Here is a 23,648-nt window from a genome sequence, read left to right on the forward strand (position 1 = left end):
TGCATGATTGTTTATAAAAAGCACGATTTCCTCTTGTTTAGCTAAAAAATAAACTAGAAACGGTATTGATAGCTCTGAATATTGTCAAAGATCTCTGTATTTACATCAGTGTAGCTGCTTGCACCCGGTAATAAAACCAGTAAACGTTCAGAAGTTTTGCCTGGATTAAAGCCATCTTCTTTCAGTTTATTCTTCTGGTATTTAAATGTGCCTGTGGTTTCAACTTTCTCTTGAACACGCAAAAATACTGGAATGGCATAAGATGGTAAGCATTTTTTGAATACATTGACCATATCGGTTAAATCTGCATCATTGAGTGCTGCGCCATCAACCAAAGTAATCGCGGCCATACCTGCACGACCATTGGTATTTGGAATTTCAACGCCGTAGACCACTGCTTCTACGATCTTTTCATATTCGCAGACCATATTTTCAACTTCTGTGGTTGAAACGTTTTCACCTTTCCAACGGAAAGTATCTCCTAAACGGTCCACAAACTGCGCATGGCGGAAACCAATATCACGAACCAAGTCACCTGTATTGAAATAGGAGTCACCTTGAGTAAACACATCTTTCAAGATCACCGATTTGTTCTTTTCAGGATCAGTATAGCCATCAAAAGGTGAACGGCTGGTGATTTTGCCAATCAGCAAGCCCACTTCACCAGTCTTCACTTTCTTACAGTGGCCTTTCTTATCGCGGACCAGTTCATTCTTTTCTTTGTCGAATTCAACGATCGCATACGGCGTTGGAGAGAAGCCAACCGTATTATCAAAGTTAAAGATGTTGCTAAAACCAACGTTGCCTTCGCTTGAAGCATAAAGTTCAAGCACTTCTTCGACGCCAAAACGTTCTTTGAATTTGCCCCAGATATTCGGACGCATGCCATTTCCGATCATCTTGGTTACACGATGCGCGCGATCCTGTTCTGTGACAGGGGCATCAATCAGATAGCGACACAATTCACCAACATAACCGATTGCAGAGGCATCGAACTTTTGCACATCTTTCCAGAAGGCACTGGTTGAATACTTACGGCGTACTGCCAGTGTGGCACTGCCTGCAATCACACCACACCAACACACCACCACACCCGTTGCGTGGTAAAGCGGTAGGGTCACATACATCACATCATCTTTACCGAGATTGAGAATATGGCCATAAGTCCCATATGCCAATGTCCAACGGCTATGCGTGAAAATTACGGCCTTTGGTAAGCCTGTGGTGCCTGAAGTGTAGATATAGAACAGTCCATCTTTACCTGTCACGGTACGTGTGGTGGATGGATTGAATTTTGGAAACTGGTCAATTTGTTCGGCAAGGTTCAGGTAACCTGCTGGTGCCGTGCCTGCATGTTTACGGGTTTCTTGGTCCGCAAACCAGTGGAAACGATCTTGAGCAACTTTTAAGTCTTGGCGTGCTTCATCAATTGCAGCGCGAACTTCTTCACCTGCAATCACGGCAATTGGATTGACCAGATTAATACTGTGCGCGAGTACCTTACCGACTTGTGAGGTATTCACAAGCGCAATCGTGACCCCAATTTTTGCCAAAGCAACGATAGAGGCAATCAGTTCAGGACGGTTTTCAACCATCACTGCAATCACATCACCTTTCTTTGCCCCAAGCGATAAGTAGTAATGTGCAATCTGGTTTGCCCACTCATTGAGTGCTTGGTAACTATAGCTTTGATCTTCAAATAACAGTGCGATGCCTTGAGAGTTACGCTTGACTGCTTTTTCAAAGGCAATACCTAAACCAGCAGGAGATGTTGGCGTTCGCAAATATGCTTGTTTAAGACCATTGAGGATATGAGGTACTTTAGTGATGAAGTTAGGAAGTCGAGTAGCGACATCACCAAGGGTAATAATATCGGTCTGCGTAGTTTGGCTCATATCAATCCTATTTATTTTTCGATCAATCCAAGAAATGGCTATCCGTTAGAACACAACCATTCACACCATTTTGTTAATGCTGTTTTGTAATGGTAAGTGCCTAGAGCAATCAACCTAATTTGACAAAATAACAAAAAAGCCTAGTCATCGAAATGACTAGGCTTCGCCTTATTGAGTGCAATTTAGCAAATTACTCACTCAGCTGTGGTCTTTTTTGGTGGACGTCCGCGTGGACGACGAGGAGGGCGGTTCGATTTCTCTTTTTCCGCTTTCGCTGCTTCATCATCCAATTCTGTTTCTGTCGTAGTTGTTGCTTGTTCAGCTTTTTCAACCGGTTGAGCAGGTTCAGTAACTTCTGCAACAGCTTCGGTCACGGTTTCAACTTCAGCAACCACAGTAGGTTCGACTGCTTCAGCCTCAACTGGTGCAACTTCTGCAACAGTCTCTGTACTAGCAAGTTCTAAAGGTTGTTGCTCTGGTGCAGTTGCTGCTTCTGCGACAACCGCATCGTCTGCTTGTTTCACTTCTTCTTTCGATTCAGTCGTTTCTACAGGAGCTGGCGTTGCATTTGAGGCAACATGTGCTTCTTTTGCCTGCTCCGCGGCCATTTTCGCTAAACGGCGACGTTCACGCGGGTCATTGGCAACACGAACTGCCGCTGCGTCCGGTGGTGTTAATGCTAACACTGGTGCAGGTTCAGCTTCTTCAGTTGGCTTCTGAGTCGGAAGTTCAGCATCACGTGTGACAGGGCGTTTGTCTTCTTTAACGACGGTTTCAGTCACTAAACTATTTGCATATTGTTCAGCGAACTTTTGTAAAGCGCGGTTAAAGGTGGTGACTAAGCCGAATTGCTCAATCAGGATTGTGCAATCATCACCATAGACATGACGAATCAAGCTACCCAGCGTATATTGTCCTAACGTAGGTGTCTGCGACAGTGCAACTTTTACTGTAGCCGTTTTCGGTGCAGTTTGGTGGTTGCGCTGACGACGACGTGAACGTGGATCATTGCTGGCACGTTGTGCAGGTGCTTGTGCAGTTTCTTCAACAGGTGCTTTTTCAGTAGTCGCTTGTTCTACTTGAGCTGGCGCAGGTGTTTCAACTTTTTCTACAACAGGTTTTGCTTTTTCTGCTTTAGCCGCTGGCGCTGTTGCCTGTTGTGCATTTAATGCAACAATTTCACTTTGACCTTGATCAATATTCACAACAAGCGCTGTGTTCATTGGTTCACTGCGAGGTGCATCGACCACATCCACTTTAACCTGTTGTGGATTTACCACAGCTTCAGGTGCAGCCGTCGGTGTTTCATTTAACACACTCTGGTCACGATGGCGATTTGGTCGATTTGGACGTTGTTGGTTACGGTCACGACGTGGTAAAGGCGCAGACTCATTTCCTTGAGCAGCATCATGATGCTGTTGCTGGTTTTGAGATTCTTGTGGCTGTTGACGTTTTTGTTGACGTTTTAGCTCACGTTGCTCATGGCGCTGTTCTTGGCGTGACAGTTGGACCACTTCTTCATGCACTTGATTTTGTTGTTCATGCGCATGTGCATGTTGCTCACGTTGTTCTTTGTGCTTGCGCTTCTTCTGGTTTTGGTTCGGACGATGTGATTTCTCGTCTTTCTCAAAGCTTTCACGTGCTTCTTGTTTCACAGGGTTTTGTGAAATATAAGCATTGTTTGCAGTTGGCGCAGTAACTTCAGCGATTGCTGGTGTATTGACTTGGCCAAACTGACCGCGGCTCACCGCACCGTTATTCACCATTTGTTCAATCGCGGCTGCTGCATTTTGTGCAGAACGAGATTGATCGGTGGTTTGTGCTTGTTTTTGAACAAATAAGTTCTCTAACCAAGCGCAAGGACTTGCTGACTTTTGCGTGCTTGCTTGAGTTTGTTTTGCTTGCGCAGCATGTTGCTGAGCCGCTTTCTTCTGTGGTGCAGCAGCTTGGTTTTGTGCAGCAGGTGCATGGTGATGCTCTGCATCTTCTAAATGCCAGTCTGAAGATTCATAGCCCAGTTCTTTTTCGCTTGAACGGGTGGCTTCAGTACGTTCATAACTAGAAGGGGCGAAACCATCTGGATTGAACTGGATTTGGTAATGTGGTGTTTCCAAGTGCGGGTGAGGCAATACGGTAACACGTACATTTGAGGTTTGCTCTAAGTAAACTAGGCTGTGACGTTTTTCATTCAATAAGAAGGCTGCGATTTCCACAGGGACTTCGACTTGAACTTCACCTTGACGTTCACGTAAAGCAATTTCTTCAACCTTACGCATAATCGAAAGTGACAGTGAACGTAAGTCACGTACCATACCCGTACCATGACAGCGTGGGCACACGTAGCCAGTCGCTTCTTCTAGCGAAGGACGTAGGCGTTGACGGCTCATTTCCATCAGACCAAAACGTGACAGTTGACCGAATTGGATACGTGCGCGATCACTTTGCGTTGCTTCACGTAATTTCGCTTCAACCATACGCTGGTTACGGTCTTTGGTCATGTCGATGAAGTCGATCACCACTAAGCCACCAATATCGCGTAAACGAAGTTGACGTGCGATTTCTTCGGCTGCTTCCAAGTTGGTATTGAGCGCCGTTTCTTCAACATCATGACCGCGGGTTGATTTCGCCGAGTTGATATCGATCGATACCAATGCTTCGGTTTGGTCAATCACGATTGAACCACCAGAAGGAAGTTTTACTTCACGTTCATAAGCCGTTTGGATCTGGCTTTCAATCCCAAAATGAGCAAAGAGTGGCTCATTCAAGGTATAGGTTTTGAGTTTGTCTAACTGACGTGGCATTACTGCTTTTACGAAGTTATACGCTTCGTTATAGGCTTGCTCGCTATCAATCAGGATTTCAGCCACGTCATCACGTAAATAATCACGGATTGCACGGGTCACCACACCAGCTTCTTGATGAACCAGCATTGGTGATGGACCAGAACCTGCTGAACCTTGGATTTGAGCCCAAAGGTCGAGTAAGTGTTGTAAGTCGAGTTGTAACTCTTCTTGTGTACGGCCAATACCTGCAGTACGAACGATCACGCTCATGCCACGCGGTACATTTAAAGAAGCTAAAATTTCTTTCAGTTCTTCACGCACTGAACCCGAAATTTGACGGCTAATACCGCCACCTTTTGGATTGTTTGGCATGAGGACCAAATAACGACCCGCAAGTGAGATAAAAGTAGACAGGGCAGCACCTTTGTTGCCGCGTTCTTCTTTTTCAACTTGAACCAATAATTCAGTGCCTTCAGTGATGAGTTCACGAATATTTGAAGTTTGACGAGGGTCTGCTTTGAAATACGAGTTTGCAATTTCTCGCATCGATAAAAAGCCTTGACGCTGTGCGCCGTACTCAACGAAAACCGCTTCTAAAGACGGTTCAACTCGAGTGACATGACCTTTATAGATATTTGATTTTTTTTGTTCGCGAGTACGATTCTCTAAATCGAAATCGTAAAGACGATTACCAGTGATAAGTGCAACGCGAACTTCTTCGGCGTGGGTTGCATTAATCAACATACGTTTCATGGGTGTGACACCTAATAGTGATGCACACAGACAACAAGCCCAATATTTTTGAGCAAACATCAAATTGGCGCGATCAAGACTCAGAAGCAACGTTGTGTAGGAAGCTCTGAAACCACTGACTGTAAATATCCAGCTGGGGGTTTGATACGGTTATTTCGATGTCGGCAATACTGCTTCAATCTTGAATCCGTTGATATTTCATGTATGTCTTACATCTGTGAAATATCACTAGATCCGACATAATCAAAGTTTCCTGTACGCTTCACTGGCGGGTGAGCGGTGCATTGGATGGTGACTTTCACTGTCATTAAGCATTGAAGTCGATCCATCTGGAAGTCTTGATACGGAATGATCATCGTATCTCTGCTTAGCAGTTCCAATGCATCAACGCTTTAGCCTGAATGCGACATCAGGGAGCAAATTGTCTGATGTGGATCAGTTTACGTTTAATAACCAGCAAATTGCTGGCGACATATTTTTTCTGAACAAACTGTATGTGCATATGCACAATTAAACGCAACAGTTTGCCATTTTGCCGATATAATAAGCCTTCGGCGTCGGCATAATTCTTTAGGACCTATCCGAGTTGTTGGTGAATATCTCATCGATTAAAAATTTTATCTAAATAAAATTTCTGATTTGATGCTCACTTACGGTGGTATCCGTGCGCTGAATATATCAAACCTTGCGGCATCTGCCTATGGGCTAAGTTTAGGTTTCTTGTGAAATAACTTAGCTAAATGATCATTTTTTAATCATATTTAACAAATCTTGGATTAATCGAGCGTATGAATTCTACACAACAATGGCAAAGTGTCACTTGGTTTGACGTGGATGAGCATCAAGACGGGCAGCGAATAGATAATTTTTTATTTACCCGATTAAAAGGTGTACCGAAGAGTCGAATCTACCGTTTGGTTCGTGAAGGACAAGTACGCGTTAATAAAAAAAGAATAAAAGCAGAGACACGTTTGAAGATTGGCGACCAGATTCGTGTCGCACCAATCCGCTATGAACAAAAGGATGAAACTGCGGCACCAGTGAGTGATGGCGTGGCACAAAGTCTACTCAGCCGTGTGGTGTATGAGGATGAAGGGCTATTGGTCGTTAATAAACCGTCAGGGATTGCGGTGCATGGCGGTAGTGGGGTGGCCTATGGCTTAATCGAAGCCTTGCGTGCCGCGACAGGTAAAAAATACTTGGAACTGATCCACCGTATTGACCGTGATACTTCTGGCTTGGTGATGATCAGTAAAAAACGCAGTACTTTAAAGCTGCTACAGGATTTACTGCGCGAGCATAAAATTCAAAAAACTTATGCAGCGATTGTCAAAGGACAAGTCAGTTTGGATCAGCAATTGATTGATGCGCCGTTATTGCGTTATGAACTGGCCAATGGCGAACGTCGTGTCCGTGTCACCAAAGACGGTAAGCCGAGTAAAACCGATTGGAAAGTGGTTGAACGTTTTAAAGCCGCGACTTTGGTGCATGCATCACCGTTATCTGGCCGGACCCATCAAATCCGTGTACATGGTCTCAGTATTGGTCACCCTTTAGTCGGGGATGATAAATACGGACACAATACGGCCTATACCGGTCCGGAAGCCCGCCGTTTGTGCCTACATGCCATGCGTTTAGACATTCCCAACTATCCAAGCATTGAAGCGCCAATGCCTGAAGATATGCAACAGGTGATCGATCAGTTGAGAAAGCAGAAATGAGTCAAAATATCGAACTGGTGATTTTTGATTGGGATGGCACCTTATTCGATTCGGTTGGGCAAATCGTAGCAAGTTTGCAATATGCAGCACAGCAATTTGAACAACCGCTTACGGATGAAGCTGCAAAAAGCATTATTGGCTTAGGTTTACCTGAAGTCATGCAAATACTGTTTCCGCAAGTTCCGCATTTACAGCAAGATATTTTGCAATGTTATGCAGATCATTATGTGGCAAACTCCAAAGGGGATGTGTGGTTTAGCGGTGTTGCAGAGCTGCTCGCTGATTTAAAACAGCAGGGCTTAAAGCTTGCTGTGGCAACAGGCAAAAGTCGTAAAGGTTTAGATCGGGTTTTGGCACAAACCAATAGCTATGAGATCTTTGATATTACCCGTGCAGCCAGTGAAACCAAATCCAAGCCAGATCCATTGATGCTGCAGGAAATTTTGACTGAGCTGGATGTCGCTGCTGATCGTGCTGTTATGGTGGGTGATACCAGTTATGACTTGGAAATGGCGCAAACTCTGAATATGCCACGGATTGGGGTGAGTTATGGGGTGCATAGCATTGAAGTCTTGCAGCAATTTCAGCCACTCACCATCGCGCACAATGTGCAGGAGCTGCATGCTTATTTGCAAAGTGTGCTGAATGTGGCAGCCTTAACCGAGAGTTAATCCATCCACATCCATATGAAACGACAATGATGGGAGTGTTTGCATTCCCATCATCCATAATAACAATAGGGACAACATGAGTCGTTCAATCCGTTTGCTCAATCTATTACAGCTGCTTAGAGAATATCGCTATCCTGTGACCGCACAGGTGTTGGCAGAGCGTTTACAGATTAGTCAGCGCAGTGTCTATCGTGATATCGAAACCTTGCGTGAGCAGGGTGTTTGTATTGATGCTGCCGCTGGATTAGGGTTTCAACTAAAACAAGATTTCCTGCTTCCGCCGATGACGCTGAATGAAACCGAGATCGAAGCAATTTTTTTAGCGCTGAATTGGTTGAGCGATATTCCTGATTTGGCTTTGAAATCGGCCTCAACTTCGGTGTTGGCAAAGCTCAATGCAGTACTGCCTGAGCATTGTCAGCATCAACTTGAACAAACCACTTTAAGATCGATCAATGTCTGGTTACCTGTCGATGAAACTTTGGTGGAGCAAGTGCGCTTGGCCATCCGCCAGCAGTTAAAAATTACCGTAGATTATGCCGACGAACAACAACGGGTAAGTTCTCGTATTTTGTGGCCATTTGCGCTAGGTTATTTTAATGATCGGATTGTGTTAGCAGCATGGTGTGAGCTACGTAAAGGTTTTCGTCACTTCCGTATTGATCGGATTCGAGCGTTGAATCTAAGTCAGGAGCTGTATCCGCAATTCAAACAACAATTATTTCAACAATGGTGGGCACAGGAAATGTGCCGTGAGACTACTGACAAAAACTGACAATCAAAACAATTACATTGAAATAAGAATAACTCACCAAGGAAATATCAAAATGGCACTTAAACTTTATACCAATAGTTTTTCGCGCGGCGTCGTTGTTGACTGGCTGCTGATCGAGCTTGGCATTGAATGCGAACGTATTGAGGTTGCTTTTCAAACTGAGATGAAAGCACCTGAATATTTAAAAATCAATCCATTTGGCAAAGTACCTGTTCTTGTCGATGGTGATGTGGTGGTGTATGAACTGGATGCAATTTGTGCTTATTTAGCCGATAAATTTGCAGATAAAGGCTTGGCACCCGCACTGAATGATCCAAAACGTGGCGTGTATTATCGTTGGTTATTCTTCATCTCTGGGCCTTGGGAAGCCGCTTCAACCAATAAAATGCTCGGTGTTGAGGTGAAGCCCGATCAGAAAGGTTCAGTTGGATATGGCGATTATCAAGATGCCTATAACGCCTTTGTACAAGGTCTCAATCAAGTTGATCCCTATTTATGTGGCAAACAGTTTACTGCTGCGGATGTCACGGTTTCTGCGATGTTATTTTGGCAGCTTAAGATGGGCGATATTCAGTCTCATCCTGCGATTGAGCACTATTTAGAAAACATTAAACAGCGACCAAGTTATCAGAAATTTGCTGAATTTTTTAGTAATGCCTAAGCCAATAGGCTTTACTTAAAAAATACGGAAGCCGATTGATTCGGCTTTTTTATTTGTGAGGAATTCATTGCGAATTCAAATGGGCGCTATCTAAGCCAAATATATGTCGAATTTCTTCTAGGAATTGCTGTGTGGCAAGGTTCGACTCATTTTTTGGGTAAGCCATGAAAACGTCGAGGCAGGGCAGCGGATGATGCAATGATCTGACGACAATTTGGTCGGTGGCTAAGGCTTGGATATAGGCCGGTAAAATGGCACAACGCTGCCCAGAATGGACCGCTTGAATCGCTTCGGCAATGTTGTTGGCTTCATCGATGCTTTGAAAATGAATCTGCTGCTGTTTAATGTATTGGGTAATGATTCGTGCCAAAGGCTGAGACAGTTTGTGGGTTAAAATGGTCAGGGCTAAACCCTGTAATTGATCAATGTTGATCTGTGCATGCTGTGCCAAAGGATGTTGTTTCGGTAGCATAAATACCAAGGGTTCTTTGAGTATCAATTGACTTGCAAATGCATCATTTTCAAATCTTTGATTAATAAAAATCAGGTCTAAATCACCTTTTTTCAGCAGATTGATTTGATCGCTTTCTTTAAGGTTAAGCGTACGAATTTGCAGTTTGGGCAGGCGAACTCTTAAACGCGGCAAAATATAAGGGAAAATGCGAATTTCAGCAGAGGGCACAAAACCAATTTTTAAAAATTGTACTTTGGCTGCAGCAACCTGTCGCGCCATGGTAATGGCTTTGTCTGCTTGAGTGAGGGTTAAACGTGCTTGTTCGAGAAAAACTTGGCCTTCGTCAGTTAGCTCTACTTTGCGCTTGGTCCGATGCAACAGTTGTACACCAACATCATCTTCGAGATCTTTAATTTGCTGGCTGAGTGAAGGTTGCGACGTGTGTAATTTAAGCGCTGCTTTACTGAAACTGAGCTCTTCAGCAACGGTAATGAAATAGCGTAAATGACGTAATTCCATAAGACTGATCCAAATGTGTCTTACTATTATTTTAGTTATCATGATGGGAATATCATGTTGTTGGCGCATTATATCTGAGCTTATTTTATATACAATATGCTTTTTTCTAAAATATAAGAAATAGCGCAAAAGCTGATGTTTAGCCCTTGGCTTGAATTGTCATTGTGCGTTATTAGTTCGGTAAAATTGTGTTGACTCTACCAGAGAAAATCAGCATAACTAACAAGCTTATGTTAGGATCAAAGACCGATTATAGTGATTTGGAATAAGACGAGAATCCTAAAAAATCATTATGATTTGAAAGGCTATCGCATTAAAAAATAGTCCATGACCTAAACGGTATACCAAACCATTCACCTCATGCGATGAGATTCCACCAAAGAAGACGTACATGAAAGATAAGCCGACATTAACCTATCAATTGCCGACACAATCTTGCTTGAGCCATACTTGGGGGAAACCTCCTTTTCCACATGAGGCTTCTGATCATTGTGGCATTGACCGTTTTTATAATTTACAGAAACCCTTAACACCATTTGATCGTAAAGGTTTGCTCAAATGGCTGGCGACACGTAAATCATCGACATGGACGGTAGATCGTTCGCATGAATGGAATATGCGGAATCATATGTTGGAACTTCCGCAGAACCGCCCGCATGCAGATCTCAATGATTGGCAAATCTGGTTTGTCGGTCATGCAACAGTTCTTATTCAAATCGGCCCTTATAACTTTTTAACTGATCCAGTTTGGTGTGAATATGTCAGTCCGAAACAGGGCAATGGTCCACAACGTGTTTGTCCTGCTGGTATTGCCCTAGAACATCTTCCAACCATTCATGGCGTGTTATTGAGCCACAATCATTATGATCATATGGATCTGGCGACTTTAGAATGGTTACATCAGAAATTTGAAATGCCAATTTATACGGGCTTGGGCAATGGTTATTATCTGCCTAAGCACTTACATGTGATTGAAATGGATTGGTGGCAGGAGATTCCATTTCATGATGAGTTGAAGATCGCTTATACGCCTGCACAGCATACTTCTGGGCGTGGAGTGCGTGATCAAAATAGAGCATTGTGGGGCGGTTTTTCCTTGCTTGCTAAAACAGGCCATTGTTTCTTTGCTGGGGATACGGGCTATTCCACGCACTTTAAACAAATCCATGAACGTTATGGCGATGCGCGAGTGGCGTTATTGCCGATCGGTGCTTATGAACCACGCATGCTGATGCGCTATGTGCATATGAATCCGCAAGATGCTTTTCATGCCCATTTAGATCTGCATGCTCATCGTTCCTTGGCGATACATTACCGCACCTTCCAGCTTACGGATGAAGATCGTGATGCCCCTGAGCATGAATTGCAGCAAGCCATGAAATCCTCTTCAAAATTGGTGAATCCGTTTTATTGTATCCGTGAAGGGCACTTTATTCGTGCTTAGCATTATGTCGTGCTTTGATACACCACAATGAAATCACAGAAAGGCTCGTAAGTGCTATATTCATGACCACAGGATTAAAGGCTTGATAGATCTGATTGGGATAAATATACAAAACGAAAATAAATAACCCAATCAGGCTGATAATGCTGAGCCAATGTAAATACTTATGAGTTAAAAATAAAAATAGACTACCAAAAATGATCTCGGCAATGCCCGACAGTGAAATCATCCACGGAATATAGGGGGCTGCAATATTGAGTTGTTGCCAGACATAGTATTCACCTTCAACCTGAAATATCAGTTTGAGAATCAACCCCTGATAAATCCAAAGCACTGCAATAATTAACTGACAAAACCGTAAGATCTGTTGAATGGTCTGGTTCTGGCTATTCATGTTAAGACCTCATCCAATAGAAAATGCTGCTGAGTTTCAGGTGTCACTCGATAGCATTGTTCGGCTTGACCAAATAGGCGATAACGATTGAGTGCAATACGACGATAAGCAAAATCTCGGATGGTTTGAGGCACAAGATGGGCATATTTCAAGCTGCGATAAGGGAAATCCAGTCGTTGCATAATACGTAGAAAGGCGGTCGATTCGGTATAACATTGACTATTTTCCAGTAAGACCATCGTTTCAAAATGATCGGTAGGCAGATGGCAATAGGTGAGGAGTTGCTGTCCGATATTGGATTGCACTGAAACTAGTTTGAATTGGCAGTGTTGATCATGCTTGATCATGAAATCTGCCCATGCTGAGCACAGCACACACTCAGCATCAAACAAGATGATGTTATGGGCTTGAATCAGCTGCTTTAATGGTTTTGGCATGGTTGTTTTTCTGATGTTGTTTTGAATAAATTGTCACCCAATTCCATAAAAAAAGCCATCCGAGGATGGCTTTTGTTTTAGCATTTCAAAGCTTATAGGAAGCTTGGTAAATGGCGGGCTGGATCAGTTTCACGTGCTGCCTGAGCATCAGCAACACTAAGCCCTAGTGCTGCGGCAACACCTTCACCATAAGCAGGATGGCAAGCATAGCAGTTACGGATGTGACGATACTTGATGAAATCTAAGGCATCACCCATCGCACGTGCGGTATTACCAAACAGGGCTTGTTGTTGTTCAGGTGTCATCAATTCAAACAATGCACGTGGTTGGCTGAAATAGTCATTGTCATCTTCACGATAATCCCAGAAATCGGCATCGCCATTAATTTTCAATGGGGGCTCTTTGTACTGAGGCTGCTCTTGCCATTGACCGAAGCTGTTTGGCTCATAATGTGGTAAGCCACCATAGTTGGCGTCGATACGGCCTTGACCATCGCGGTGGTTACTATGTACAGGGCAACGTGCGGCGTTGACTGGAATTTGTTGGTAGTTCACACCGAGACGGTAGCGTTGAGCATCTGCATAGTTAAATAAACGCGCTTGTAACATACGGTCTGGTGAAACACTGATACCAGGTACTAAGTTACTTGGTGCAAAAGCAGATTGTTCCACATCTAAGAAGAAGTTTTCTGAATTACGGTTCAGTTCAAATTCACCAACTTCAATCAATGGGTAGTCGCCGTGAGGCCAAACCTTGGTTAAGTCAAATGGGTGATACGGAACTTTCTCGGCATCTTGCTCTGGCATGATTTGTACGAAAAGCGTCCATTTTGGATAGTCTTGTCGTTCAATCGCATCGAACAGATCACGTTGATGACTTTCACGATCTTGACCCACCAATTCGCCAGCTTCTGCATCGGTTAAATTTTTAATCCCTTGTTGTGTTCTAAAGTGGAATTTCACCCAGAAACGCTCATTGGCTGCATTAATAAAACTATAAGTATGGCTACTAAAACCATGCATATGGCGGTAACTTGAAGGAATACCGCGATCAGACATCACGATCGTCACTTGGTGTAATGCTTCTGGAAGTAATGTCCAGAAATCCCAGTTATTGGTCGCACTACGCATATTGGTTTTAGGGTCGCGTTTTACCGCTTTGTTTAAATCTGGGAATTTACGTGGATCACGTAAGAAGAACACAGGGGTATTGTTCCCGACCATGTCCCAGTTACCTTCTTCAGTGTAAAATTTTAAAGCAAAACCACGGATATCTCGTTCCGCATCTGCTGCACCACGTTCACCTGCAACTGTGGTAAAGCGAGCAAACATTTCAGTTTTTTTACCGATTTCGCTAAAAATTTTAGCGCGGGTATATTGAGTAATATCATGGGTTACAGTGAATGTACCAAATGCACCTGAACCTTTGGCATGCATACGGCGCTCAGGAATGACTTCACGGACAAAGTTGGCAAGTTTTTCATTTAGCCATAAATCTTGGGCTAATAATGGTCCTCTAGCACCTGCGGTCATACTATTTTGGTTGTCGACGACAGGTGCGCCGAAGTCAGTAGTTAAGTGGCTATAAGGACATTTTTTATCGTCTTGGCTCATGTTCTATCTCCATCAAGATGACCCGTGAGTGAGGTCACCTCAACTGTTTGACCGTTCAAAGATATGAATGTTTAACTGTCTCATGTGCAAATTGGGTATCGAAATATCAGATGCCTAAGTGCGATTTACAATGATCAAGTTCCCATCCTTTGTATTTTTACTCTAGGTTGATGAAAGCTTTTTTTCCAATGGATTAAAGTTGATGTCATAAATGCTTTATTCGATTGAAGCTGTCTAAATCTTAAACATGAACTGTACTTTTTTGAATGTTAGATTTGTTAAAAAAAGATAAAAGATAGCGAAAAAATAAAGACTTACTGCTTTACTGGGTTTTAGTTAAAATTGAATCTAGTGTTTGTTTTGGAAAGTGAGAAAGACATCAGTTCTTTTATAAAAGGGCCTATTTTACCTGTTGGAGTTATGTAAAAAGTCCTAAATTGATTTCTCTCATGGTTTTTGATGTATCTTAAAATTGATTAATTTACTCAGTGAGTACAGTTAAAACGACTGAATTTATTCAGCATACTTTTCTTGTTATCTAAAAGCAGATGCTCAGTAGTAAATATGTAAACCCTTAAGATTTTTACGTTTGCTATGTTATTTTGTGCTTATCTTTGAAGAGATTAAAAAAATGAAAAAGTTAGCATTGAGTTTCGGGTTGTCTTTAACTGTTTTAGCAGGTTGTACTTCCATGCCACAAAAAGATGAGGCTAAAGCAAATTCCTTGAAGGTTGAGTTTGTTGGGCAAGGAAATTATGCGGTAACGCAACAACAGGGTACAGTAAGCTTATATGCAGTGGACAGTCAGATCGCGGATGTTCCAGCGACTTTGATTCAACAGAAAAAAGTTCAAATCTCTCAGGTCCCATTTGCGGTTGATTTTACTGTGCCTGCAGATCACCGTAAGCTTATTCAGCCCTCAGTTCGGGATGATGCTAAAATCAAATACTATGTGACTTGGGAATCGGATGCCAAGAATTTAACTGGCAAAGATGCGATTGTGATTGATTATGATCGTAAATTTCCAAGCGTTACTTTGAATGGCGGCAAACAACAGATTTACCTGCGTTCAGCAAAATAAGCATATGTATTGAAAAAGGGCGATCTCATTAAAAGTATCGCCCTTTTTTATGTTTGGTCTTATATCGCAATGTCGAGCTTAGACATTGAGCATACGATTGGATTTGACCATATCGGCAAGACCGTGGGTCTTGAAATAATGTTCAAGCCAACTTTTAATCACCAGTGGGTTGTTCATTTGCAGCACATCATCCAACAGTTTTTTAGCATCAGTCATTGGGACATGACAAATCGCTTTGCGTACTCTGAGAATATTGCTTGAACTCATAGAAAGGGTGTTAAAACCCATCGCCATCAATAATATTGCAGACAATGGATCTCCTGCCATTTCACCACAGACGCTGACTGGTTTCTGATGGATATGACAGTCTTGAACCAAACGTTTTAGTGCGCGTAGTACCGATGGATGAAAATGCGAATAGACGTTGGCCACATGCGGGTTATTCCGATCGACTGCCAGTAAATACTGGGTTAAGTCGTTTGAGCCCACCGAGAAGAAATCAACCAGTTCGGCAAATTCATCAATCTGTAAAAGTACACTTGGTACTTCAACCATAATCCCGATTTTAGGTTTGGTGATTTTAACTTGCTCTTCTTCTTGTACCGCAATCCAGTCACGTTCTAACAGATACAGTACTTCTTCAACTTCACTGACACTGGTCACCATTGGCAACAAGATATGCAAATTATTTAGACCAATACTGGCTTTCAGCATGGCACGAATTTGTGCAGAGAAAATTTCAGGATGGTCAAGAGTAAAGCGGATACCACGCCAACCCAATGCTGAATTTTCTTCTTCAATACTGAAATACGGTAAGTCCTTGTCCGCACCAATATCGAGGGTGCGCATAATCACAGGCTTGTTGGCAAAATGGCTTAATTGTTGGCGATAGATGGCGCGTTGTTCTTCTTCGCCAGGGAAGCGCTCACGTAACATGAATGGAATTTCACTACGATATAAGCCAACACCTTTGGCACCTCGTTGTACACCACGTACCACATCAATCATCAAACCGGTATTGACGAATAAAGGAATCGACACGCCATCTGGCGTAATCGCATCTTTGGTTTCGTATTGCTTCAAATCTTTGGCGATTTGCTCTTCTTCTTTTTGTACTTCTTTATAACGTTGACGTAGACGACGCGGTGGATTGACGAAAACACGGCCTTGATAGGCATCCACAATCATTTCGATATCATCCAGTGTAGTGATTGGTAACTCGGTTACCCCCACCACAGTTGGAATGCCCAAGGCGCGTGCAACAATCACCATATGTGAGTTGGCCGCACCCTCAGAAGTGACAATCGCCGCAATATTATCCACGGGCAATTCCACCAAGGCTGCCGTGCTGATCTCTTCACCAATCAAAATGCTGTCTGGGCTGAGTTCACGATGACTGGTATCGTTTTCTTGCAAGCAAGCCAAGATTCGGCGCCCAAGATCTTTCAGATCAGAAACACGTTCACGCAGGTAGTCATCTTCCATTTGTGCAAATAACGCGACATGTTTGTCGATGACTTTGCGTACCGCACCTTGAGCCCAACTGCCTGCACGAATATGGTCTTTGATTTCGCTTGGCAAAGCATTTTCATCAAGCATTCTTAAGAACACGCTAAATAAGGCGCGTTCTTCAGACATCAATGAATCTTGCATTTTTTCATCTAGGGACTGAATCTCTAAACGTACTGCAGCAATGGCTTGATCCAATAATTCTAATTCGTCACTGATGTCTTCGGCTTCACGATCTGGGATCGCAGCAAGATCAGCAGGAGGGTACAACACGATGGCACGACCTAAGGCCACACCACCTGCACCAGACACACCTTGGAAGGTTTTATAGCTCGGGCCATTGCTGGGTTTACGGAACACATCAATATTTCCCACAGCATGTGCATGAGCAATTACACCTGAGAGCTGTGCACAAAGTGTGACCAAGAATGATTCAGCGGCTTCGCTAAAGTCTTGAGACTCTTTATTTTGAACAACCAGCACCCCCATTACCTTACGGCGATACATCACTGGAACGCCAAGGAAGGAGTTGAATAGCTCTTCACCTGTTTCAGGTAAATAGGCAAAGCGCTCATGTTTAGGGGCATTGTCTAAGTTAACGATTTCTTCACGTTGACCGACCAAGCCAACCAAACCCTCACCGACACTGAGTGATACGGTGCCAACCGCCTCTGGTTTTAACCCTTTAGACGCCATCAGTACATAACGACGATTACGCTCGTCCAATAAATAAATTGAACAGACATCCACATGCATGGCATCGGCCACATGATTGACCATAATGTCCAAGGAATCATGCAAACTGACGGACGCATTGATTTCTTGCACAATGCGTCTAAGCGTGTCGAGTTGCATGTTTGACATGGATGTTTACTCCAATTTATTGAATCGTTATAGGCCTAGTTATAACAGCTCTGTTGCCAAAAATCATTGCTTAAAATGATGATTTCATGACAATTAGCGCTGAGGTAGTTGTAAACATAATTCCATCATAGCTTTACGGTAAACATCACGTTTGAAGTTGACCACTTGACCCAATGGGTACCAGTAACTCACCCATTGCCATTCATCGAATTCGGGTGGGTCTGATAGGTTTAACTGAATATGATGCGGCGAGGCCGTTAACTTCAGTAAAAACCATTTCTGCTTTTGTCCAATACATACCGGATCTGAATCTGACCGAATGTACCGATGTGGCAAACGATAACGCAGCCAACCTTTTGTTTGCGCTATAATTTGGACGTGTTCGGGCAATAAACCGACTTCTTCTCTCAGTTCACGAAAAAGTGCCTGTTCAGGGGTTTCACCAAATTGGATCCCTCCTTGTGGAAATTGCCAAGCATTGTGACCAATGCGTTTTGCCCATAAAACTTGTCCGTCATCGTTTGCCAAAATGATCCCGACGTTGGGTCGGAAACCTTCTGAGTCGATCATTTGGCTACCTAAATTTTGTCTATATCGTTGACTTTGATCTCGGGGACAGTCACTCTTTTGTCCAACTCGAAAAAGGTCAAAGTAAAATGTTTAAAAATTGCTATGATCTTAACGAATTTCTATCGACTAGCGGTGATAGATTTACATTTTTTTTCTTAATTTTCAGTTTAAACGAGAAATTCTATGCAATTGGCTTTGTTTGATTTAGATCACACCCTGTTAAATACTGACTCTGATCACTCTTGGGGTGAATTTTTAGTCAATGAAGGTTTAGTCGATCCAGTTCATCATCGTCAAATGAATGACAAATTCTACGAAGACTATAAAGCAGGGCAACTTGACCCGATTGCTTATAATGAATTTGTATTCGAATTCCTGACCAAACACGACAATGCCTATTTAACTGAGTTACATCAGTTGTTTATGCAGAAGGTCATCCGTCCACAGATGCGGCCTAAAGGCTTCGAGGCGATTAAAAGACACCAAGCATTGGGGCATGAGCTGGTTGGAATTACTGCGACCAGTGACTTTATTACCGCACCGATTTTCCGTGAATTTGGCATTACCGAGATTATTGCCACCAATGCAGAAGTAATTGATGGTCAATATACAGGCAAGGTGACAGGGATTCCGTGTTATCAAAAAGGCAAGCTCGCACGTCTGGATCAATGGTTGGCTGGCCGATCAGTGACCGAGTCATGGGCGTATTCTGACTCAATTAATGATCGTTTCTTGCTTGAATATGCCACCCATGCGATTGCGGTCAATCCAGACGATCGTTTAGAAAAGCTAGCGCAACAGCAAGCTTGGGACATTCAAGACTGGTCGATTTAAAGTTTTGATTTGCTGCCAAATATGTCTTGATGAAATGGAATATTTGGCAGTGCTTTAATCACGCTAAAAAATTAAAAAAATCATTATCCGATTCATTCAAATTATTGCTATAACACTACTGGATTTATAGGGGGTGTTATGACAAAACAACAAATCAAATTACCAAAACAACTTTGGACCGCAGAGAGTATTGATCTCACACGACATAGCTATCAAGGCAAGTTATTGAGCAAAAGCGAAGGCTTTCAATTAGGTAAGACACAACGAAAAAAAGTTCCACGTGAAAACTTAGCTCAACTTTCAGTACGTCCCAAAGGCACCACGGCGTTAACGCTTTATGATTGGAGCAATCAAGGACGCCTAGCACAATTACAGCCGATTCGTGCCAAGCGGATGAGTGTCTCGCCGTTTACGTTCTATCGTGGTATGCCAGCGCTAATGCTGTTTGACCAAGCATGGGAACAACATAATTCAGGCCTGTTTCAGCAAATTTGTGGCGATTGCCATTTAAGCAACTTTGGTGGTTTTGCCAGTCCTGAACGTAACCTGTTATTTGGCATCAATGACTTTGACGAAACCTTGGTTGCGCCATTTGAGTGGGATTTAAAACGTCTGGTGACCAGTTTCGTGATTGCGGCTAAAGACATTGGCTTGGGAGAGCGTAGTGGCTTAAAAGCCATTAAAACCATGCTGAATAGCTACCGCAAACACTTGCTTGAAAATATGGCCTTGTCCCCATTGCAAGTTTGGTATGAAAAGGTCGATGCCACTACTTTATTAGAAAATACCGAATGCCGAAAACTCAGAAAGAAACGTGCCAAGCATCTAGATTCAGCCCAAAAGCGCAATGCGCATTCGGTATTACCCAAGTTGACCCAACAAGATGATGCAACCGGGTTTAGACACTTTATTGATGATGCCCCTTTACTGTGGCATCCCAAAGCGGATGAACCATTTGCTGAGCAAGTCGATGAGTTTTTTCAACGCTATCGTAACTCATTGAAATATGACCGACAGGTATTGTTTGATCGTTATCAGCGGACCGATGTGGCACTCAAAGTGGTGGGGGTTGGCAGTGTTGGAACCCGCTCAGCAATTGCCTTATTTGAAGATGCAGACCGTGAACCGCTGATCTTACAAATGAAGGAAGCCAATCCTTCAATTCTCAGTCCGCTGTTTAAAGATAAGGTTGCGCATGAAGGCGAGCGGGTGATTCATGGTCAGCAATTGATGCAAGCGGCCAGCGATATCTTCTTGGGTTTTTCCAGCTTGAAACAAGATTTTCATGTCCGTCAGTTACGAGATATGAAAATTTCGGTCGATCTTGCCGATATGGATGATGAATATTTCTATGAATATGCGGAAAGTTGCGGTCTCGCTTTAGCCCATGCGCATGCAAAAGCCGGTAATGCCGATGTGTTGATGGGGTATTTAGGTGAAGGCAGTACGATCGTTGAGGTTTTACAGAATTATGCGACCCAGTCAGCTGAGCGTAATTTCAATGACTACCAGCAATTCATGAATGCCGTAGCGGATGGTCAGATTCAGCTCGCTGGCGATGATGCCCTTTAGTGAGTACAGACATAAAAATAGTCATGATTTGAGAGAAAAAAGACAAAATGTTTAGCAAAATTATGTCAGGCTTGGGCCTGCAAGGTGTCACGCTTGAAACCCGTTTGTTTAATTCAACCTTACAAGCAGGGGAGACACTACGTGGTGAGATTAACTTTAAAGGTGGCTCAACCGATAAAGAAATTAAAGGCCTCTATCTGCAATTAATGACCATGGCGGAGGTAGAGTCGGGCGATCATGAATTTAATCAGCCTTTGGTTTTGGATCAATGGTTAATCAGTGCTAATTTTTCATTGCCAGCAAATCAATCGCACAATATTCCTTTCACCATGGAAATCCCACATGAAACACCGATTACCGAAGTTTCTTGCCGCCGTAATGGAACACGGGTCTGGATCAATACCCGTCTGGATGTGGATTGGGGTGTGGACGCAACGGATCGTGATTATTTAAGCGTTCTGCCAACACCTGCCATGCAAATGTTTTTACAAGCCATGCAGCAATGCGGATTTGTATTATCCAGCGTAGATGTGGAAAAAGGCCAACTGACTGCGCATAACTTTAGATCGACCATTGGTTGCTACCAAGAACTTGAATTTGTCTCTTCGCGTTTATTCAGTGGTTTTAATGAGGTGGAAGTGTCTTTTGTGGCTGAACCGCACCAAACCCATGTCATGCTTGAGGTTGATCGCCGTCACCGCTCAGATCAATTATTGTCGATGACGATTCCACACCACCTCTTGGATGTTCAGCAGATGGCTCAGCAAATTCGCCATTTATTGCAGATTAAATAATCTTGATTAAACCTCCCTACTGGGAGGTTTTTTGTCATATTAATGTCATCATTTATTTTTAAGATCACTGTATGAAAATAAAAATAAATCAGGAAGCACAGACTTCCATTTCAATCGATGCATTACTGCAATTAAAACGACAACACCCCATGATCAAAATGCGATGGATCGCGCTCCCACTGTTCGTCTTGATCTTGATGTACAGTTGGCAGCAACAGCTTTTTACTGTTTGGGTGATCTTACCTTTACTTTGGACGTTGATCGTGCTGAATCTGGCTTTGATTGCGCGTTCCAAATCTAAAAAACTACAAAAGATTGAGCAATTTAAATTCGATCCGATTTTTTGGCATAAATTCAGATTCTATTATCCAGAACTGGGGCTAAAACAACGGCAATTGATTGAAGCTGGATTTAAGGATTATTTGACATTGCATGTCATGCAAAAACAGGCCTATGCCATGCCTTCACATGCAGTGGATTCGTTATGGCATGTGATGTTGGAGTTCCCAAAGCAGTATCAAGACTTATGTGAACAGATACTCGGTCGGCAGTTACAGCATAGCCCCTATAATGCGAGCACAACGTCCACGCAGCAAACACAACAGTTATTTGCGACGTGGCGAAACAGTTGTGGTTTGCATGCCTATCAGCCAAGAAATACCACGTTGTTGCCAAGACTGTTTGCCATTGATCAGGCACTCAATTGGCAGGAAGGGCAATATTTTAATTTAGAGCTGATGACGAAGGATTATGCACAATATTTGCAAGCTCAGTCTTCGTCATCCTCTTCGAGTTGTGGAAGTAGCAGCAATAGCTGTAGTAGTTGCAGTAGCTGTGGTGGGGGCGGTGGAGATTAACAGATACCACTAGCCTACATGCATCATTCGAATCAGTTCTTCAGCCGCTTTGGATTGGATTCGTGCGGGATGCCAAACCATACCCAGTTGACGCTGCATATCTAGTTTTAAATCAAGTTGTTTTAAATCTTGATTCACCAAGGTTTTGGGTAACACAGACCAACCTAAACCAATTGACACCAGCATTCTGATTGACTCAAGTGGATTATTGCTCATGGTGATTTTTGGTTTTAAGTTGTTTTTCTCAAACTCTGAAAGGGTAATTTGGCTGGTATAAGTTTGTGCTGCTGGTAATAGGCTTGGATAGGCAATCAAGTCTTCCAATTTAAGCTGTGTCTGTTGAGCCAAGGGGTGGAAGGGAGCAGCCACGAAGACTAAAGGGTCATTCCAAATGGTCACGTAATTGAGACGATCATCCCCAACCGGTGGTAAGGTTAAAAATGCCAGTTCCAATTCACCTGCCAAAACTTGTTCATGGGCTTGTTCTGAATCGACAAAATGCACATCCAAGGTGACTTGAGGATAGTGTTGTACAAAGTTTTTAAGGGGTTCAGCTAAATGGTGTAAGCCAATATGATGACTGGTCCCTATTTTTAAACGACCTTGGACCTGAGCTTGTTCATGACTTAAGGTATGGTGAATTTCCCCTAATTCATTTAGCCAAGTACGAACTTTAGGCAATAGAGAATGTGCTGCATGGGTGGGCTGAATGCCCCGACCCGCAGATTCAAATAGTTTGACCCCAAAATAGTCTTCTAAGCTATGAATCCGTTTGGTGACTGCGGGTTGGGTAATAAATAATTGTTCTGCTGCGATGGAAATTGAACCAGTTTCCATCACTTTTACAAATGCTTCAAAAGCAGCGAGGTTCATACAAGCTTGTCCAAGGAGATTTTAAAATTAGTTTTATAAGCAGTATTTTTGAATTAGAAATAATTCCATACTTTTTCATGAAAGAAAAAAGCAAAGGCTTGTACCGTTGGTTCAATTAAACTTAAGGTAGCTGCCATGAGCCAATTGCCTGTAATAAGGTAAGCAACGATCATCGCAACACTAATATGCATGATGTAATAACTCAAGGTTTTTTTCAAAGTCCGACTATTGTTCATGACAAATTGTTGAATATTTGACATCTGTTTCACCCTACAAAATCTCTATTTAATTAAATAATAATCATTATCATTTAAAATGTAAAAAGGAAATTTCAATTCAGGACGATTGGATTTATAAATCGTGAGGTGAATGATTTAACATCAGCTGCTCAAAGCCAGAGTACGTATGAAATGTGCTCAGCGAAGATGATTTAAATTTTTTTAATTTAATGAGATGATCAAGATATAAAATTTAAATTTATCATTCCTAAAAGTTTGTTAATTTATAAAAATGATAAATTAGATTTATGTGAAGCGATTGCTATAATCAATTCAAGATGAAAAATACCCAGACC

21 protein-coding genes are annotated in these 23,648 nt (G+C 42.7%); 10 read left to right on the forward strand and 11 right to left on the reverse strand.

The window, feature by feature from the left end:
* Window positions 1-53: 53 nt before the first annotated feature.
* From A7P54_RS18320 to A7P54_RS18330, 3 genes are all read right to left on the reverse strand, one after another.
* Window positions 54-1,895: a long-chain-acyl-CoA synthetase gene (locus tag A7P54_RS18320; protein WP_171550426.1), complete on the reverse strand. Its 1,842-nt coding sequence runs from the start codon at window positions 1,893-1,895 to the stop codon at window positions 54-56.
* Between the two features lie 194 nt (window positions 1,896-2,089).
* A complete protein-coding gene (locus A7P54_RS18325) occupies window positions 2,090-5,431 on the reverse strand; it encodes an Rne/Rng family ribonuclease (RefSeq protein ID WP_171550427.1) in 3,342 nt (1,113 codons plus the stop codon).
* A 209-nt stretch (window positions 5,432-5,640) separates the two neighbouring features.
* Window positions 5,641-5,787: a hypothetical protein gene (locus A7P54_RS18330; RefSeq protein ID WP_004637771.1), complete on the reverse strand. Its 147-nt coding sequence runs from the start codon at window positions 5,785-5,787 to the stop codon at window positions 5,641-5,643.
* A 432-nt stretch (window positions 5,788-6,219) separates the two neighbouring features.
* Here A7P54_RS18330 and A7P54_RS18335 point away from each other — a divergent pair, with 432 nt between their 5' ends.
* The 4 genes from A7P54_RS18335 to A7P54_RS18355 all read left to right on the forward strand — a co-directional run bounded on the left by A7P54_RS18335 (window position 6,220) and on the right by A7P54_RS18355 (window position 9,259).
* The gene (locus A7P54_RS18335; protein ID WP_216077162.1) at window positions 6,220-7,152 is read left to right on the forward strand and encodes an RluA family pseudouridine synthase; all 933 of its coding nucleotides are present in this window, start codon (window positions 6,220-6,222) and stop codon (window positions 7,150-7,152) included.
* Window positions 7,149-7,823, forward strand: a complete 675-nt coding sequence (locus tag A7P54_RS18345; protein WP_171550428.1) for an HAD-IA family hydrolase — start codon at window positions 7,149-7,151, stop codon at window positions 7,821-7,823. The genes A7P54_RS18335 and A7P54_RS18345 overlap by 4 nt, the downstream gene beginning before the upstream one ends.
* Window positions 7,824-7,899: 76 nt before the next feature.
* Entirely contained in the window at window positions 7,900-8,598 is a 699-nt protein-coding gene (locus tag A7P54_RS18350) for a YafY family protein (protein WP_004802456.1), read from the forward strand.
* A 52-nt stretch (window positions 8,599-8,650) separates the two neighbouring features.
* A complete protein-coding gene (locus tag A7P54_RS18355) occupies window positions 8,651-9,259 on the forward strand; it encodes a glutathione S-transferase family protein (RefSeq protein WP_171550429.1) in 609 nt (202 codons plus the stop codon).
* Between the two features lie 64 nt (window positions 9,260-9,323).
* On the opposite strand, the gene A7P54_RS18360 is transcribed toward A7P54_RS18355, so the two are convergent.
* Entirely contained in the window at window positions 9,324-10,232 is a 909-nt protein-coding gene (locus tag A7P54_RS18360; protein ID WP_171550430.1) for a LysR substrate-binding domain-containing protein, read from the reverse strand.
* 391 nt (window positions 10,233-10,623) lie between these two features.
* Here A7P54_RS18360 and A7P54_RS18365 point away from each other — a divergent pair, with 391 nt between their 5' ends.
* Window positions 10,624-11,676, forward strand: a complete 1,053-nt coding sequence (locus A7P54_RS18365; RefSeq protein WP_005315137.1) for an MBL fold metallo-hydrolase — start codon at window positions 10,624-10,626, stop codon at window positions 11,674-11,676.
* Here the strand turns inward: A7P54_RS18365 and A7P54_RS18370 are convergent.
* From A7P54_RS18370 to A7P54_RS18380, 3 genes are all read right to left on the reverse strand, one after another.
* Window positions 11,663-12,070, reverse strand: coding sequence for a DoxX-like family protein (locus tag A7P54_RS18370; protein ID WP_171550431.1), 408 nt, complete (start codon window positions 12,068-12,070; stop codon window positions 11,663-11,665). The genes A7P54_RS18365 and A7P54_RS18370 overlap by 14 nt on opposite strands.
* The gene (locus A7P54_RS18375; RefSeq protein ID WP_171550432.1) at window positions 12,067-12,507 is read right to left on the reverse strand and encodes a DCC1-like thiol-disulfide oxidoreductase family protein; all 441 of its coding nucleotides are present in this window, start codon (window positions 12,505-12,507) and stop codon (window positions 12,067-12,069) included. The genes A7P54_RS18370 and A7P54_RS18375 overlap by 4 nt, the downstream gene beginning before the upstream one ends.
* A gap of 92 nt (window positions 12,508-12,599) precedes the next feature.
* Complete coding sequence (locus A7P54_RS18380; RefSeq protein ID WP_004802468.1) at window positions 12,600-14,120, reverse strand: catalase; 1,521 nt, start codon at window positions 14,118-14,120, stop codon at window positions 12,600-12,602.
* 631 nt (window positions 14,121-14,751) lie between these two features.
* On the opposite strand from A7P54_RS18380, the gene A7P54_RS18385 reads away from it, so the two are divergent.
* Complete coding sequence (locus A7P54_RS18385) at window positions 14,752-15,201, forward strand: hypothetical protein (RefSeq protein WP_171550433.1); 450 nt, start codon at window positions 14,752-14,754, stop codon at window positions 15,199-15,201.
* Between the two features lie 78 nt (window positions 15,202-15,279).
* On the opposite strand, the gene ptsP is transcribed toward A7P54_RS18385, so the two are convergent.
* The gene (gene ptsP / locus A7P54_RS18390; RefSeq protein WP_005200346.1) at window positions 15,280-17,574 is read right to left on the reverse strand and encodes a phosphoenolpyruvate--protein phosphotransferase; all 2,295 of its coding nucleotides are present in this window, start codon (window positions 17,572-17,574) and stop codon (window positions 15,280-15,282) included.
* Window positions 17,575-17,667: 93 nt separating this feature from the next.
* Complete coding sequence (locus A7P54_RS18395; protein ID WP_004656060.1) at window positions 17,668-18,144, reverse strand: RNA pyrophosphohydrolase; 477 nt, start codon at window positions 18,142-18,144, stop codon at window positions 17,668-17,670.
* A 183-nt stretch (window positions 18,145-18,327) separates the two neighbouring features.
* Between A7P54_RS18395 and A7P54_RS18400 the strand changes: the two genes are divergently transcribed.
* From A7P54_RS18400 to A7P54_RS18415, 4 genes are all read left to right on the forward strand, one after another.
* On the forward strand, window positions 18,328-18,978 hold the full coding sequence (locus A7P54_RS18400; RefSeq protein ID WP_171550434.1) for an HAD family hydrolase: 651 nt from the start codon (window positions 18,328-18,330) through the stop codon (window positions 18,976-18,978).
* 138 nt (window positions 18,979-19,116) lie between these two features.
* Window positions 19,117-20,550, forward strand: coding sequence for a DUF2252 domain-containing protein (locus tag A7P54_RS18405; protein WP_171550435.1), 1,434 nt, complete (start codon window positions 19,117-19,119; stop codon window positions 20,548-20,550).
* A 47-nt stretch (window positions 20,551-20,597) separates the two neighbouring features.
* Window positions 20,598-21,344 carry a sporulation protein gene (locus A7P54_RS18410; RefSeq protein ID WP_171550436.1) on the forward strand — a complete coding sequence of 249 codons (747 nt, stop codon included), beginning with the start codon at window positions 20,598-20,600 and terminating at the stop codon, window positions 21,342-21,344.
* Between the two features lie 71 nt (window positions 21,345-21,415).
* Window positions 21,416-22,201, forward strand: a complete 786-nt coding sequence (locus A7P54_RS18415) for a hypothetical protein (RefSeq protein ID WP_171550437.1) — start codon at window positions 21,416-21,418, stop codon at window positions 22,199-22,201.
* Between the two features lie 9 nt (window positions 22,202-22,210).
* Here the strand turns inward: A7P54_RS18415 and A7P54_RS18420 are convergent, their stop codons facing one another.
* Together A7P54_RS18420 and A7P54_RS18425 are read right to left on the reverse strand one after the other, a co-directional pair.
* A complete protein-coding gene (locus A7P54_RS18420; RefSeq protein WP_004802484.1) occupies window positions 22,211-23,074 on the reverse strand; it encodes a LysR family transcriptional regulator in 864 nt (287 codons plus the stop codon).
* A 53-nt stretch (window positions 23,075-23,127) separates the two neighbouring features.
* Complete coding sequence (locus A7P54_RS18425) at window positions 23,128-23,334, reverse strand: DUF2061 domain-containing protein (RefSeq protein ID WP_004656050.1); 207 nt, start codon at window positions 23,332-23,334, stop codon at window positions 23,128-23,130.
* Window positions 23,335-23,648 lie beyond the last annotated feature (314 nt).

Source organism: Acinetobacter sp. Ac_3412 (assembly GCF_013072675.1).
GTDB classification, from domain to species: Bacteria; Pseudomonadota; Gammaproteobacteria; order Pseudomonadales; family Moraxellaceae; genus Acinetobacter; species Acinetobacter higginsii.

Excerpts from the sequence above, each read along its gene's own strand:
- A7P54_RS18320 (WP_171550426.1), bottom strand. The coding sequence starts at position 1,895 with ATGAGCCAAACTACGCAGACCGATATTATTACCCTTGGTGATGTCGCT.
- A7P54_RS18325 (WP_171550427.1), bottom strand. The coding sequence starts at position 5,431 with ATGAAACGTATGTTGATTAATGCAACCCACGCCGAAGAAGTTCGCGTT.
- A7P54_RS18330 (WP_004637771.1), bottom strand. The coding sequence starts at position 5,787 with ATGATCATTCCGTATCAAGACTTCCAGATGGATCGACTTCAATGCTTA.
- A7P54_RS18335 (WP_216077162.1), top strand. The coding sequence starts at position 6,220 with ATGAATTCTACACAACAATGGCAAAGTGTCACTTGGTTTGACGTGGAT.
- A7P54_RS18345 (WP_171550428.1), top strand. The coding sequence starts at position 7,149 with ATGAGTCAAAATATCGAACTGGTGATTTTTGATTGGGATGGCACCTTA.
- A7P54_RS18350 (WP_004802456.1), top strand. The coding sequence starts at position 7,900 with ATGAGTCGTTCAATCCGTTTGCTCAATCTATTACAGCTGCTTAGAGAA.
- A7P54_RS18355 (WP_171550429.1), top strand. The coding sequence starts at position 8,651 with ATGGCACTTAAACTTTATACCAATAGTTTTTCGCGCGGCGTCGTTGTT.
- A7P54_RS18360 (WP_171550430.1), bottom strand. The coding sequence starts at position 10,232 with ATGGAATTACGTCATTTACGCTATTTCATTACCGTTGCTGAAGAGCTC.
- A7P54_RS18365 (WP_005315137.1), top strand. The coding sequence starts at position 10,624 with ATGAAAGATAAGCCGACATTAACCTATCAATTGCCGACACAATCTTGC.
- A7P54_RS18370 (WP_171550431.1), bottom strand. The coding sequence starts at position 12,070 with ATGAATAGCCAGAACCAGACCATTCAACAGATCTTACGGTTTTGTCAG.
- A7P54_RS18375 (WP_171550432.1), bottom strand. The coding sequence starts at position 12,507 with ATGCCAAAACCATTAAAGCAGCTGATTCAAGCCCATAACATCATCTTG.
- A7P54_RS18380 (WP_004802468.1), bottom strand. The coding sequence starts at position 14,120 with ATGAGCCAAGACGATAAAAAATGTCCTTATAGCCACTTAACTACTGAC.
- A7P54_RS18385 (WP_171550433.1), top strand. The coding sequence starts at position 14,752 with ATGAAAAAGTTAGCATTGAGTTTCGGGTTGTCTTTAACTGTTTTAGCA.
- ptsP (WP_005200346.1), bottom strand. The coding sequence starts at position 17,574 with ATGTCAAACATGCAACTCGACACGCTTAGACGCATTGTGCAAGAAATC.
- A7P54_RS18395 (WP_004656060.1), bottom strand. The coding sequence starts at position 18,144 with ATGATCGACTCAGAAGGTTTCCGACCCAACGTCGGGATCATTTTGGCA.
- A7P54_RS18400 (WP_171550434.1), top strand. The coding sequence starts at position 18,328 with ATGCAATTGGCTTTGTTTGATTTAGATCACACCCTGTTAAATACTGAC.
- A7P54_RS18405 (WP_171550435.1), top strand. The coding sequence starts at position 19,117 with ATGACAAAACAACAAATCAAATTACCAAAACAACTTTGGACCGCAGAG.
- A7P54_RS18410 (WP_171550436.1), top strand. The coding sequence starts at position 20,598 with ATGTTTAGCAAAATTATGTCAGGCTTGGGCCTGCAAGGTGTCACGCTT.
- A7P54_RS18415 (WP_171550437.1), top strand. The coding sequence starts at position 21,416 with ATGAAAATAAAAATAAATCAGGAAGCACAGACTTCCATTTCAATCGAT.
- A7P54_RS18420 (WP_004802484.1), bottom strand. The coding sequence starts at position 23,074 with ATGAACCTCGCTGCTTTTGAAGCATTTGTAAAAGTGATGGAAACTGGT.
- A7P54_RS18425 (WP_004656050.1), bottom strand. The coding sequence starts at position 23,334 with ATGTCAAATATTCAACAATTTGTCATGAACAATAGTCGGACTTTGAAA.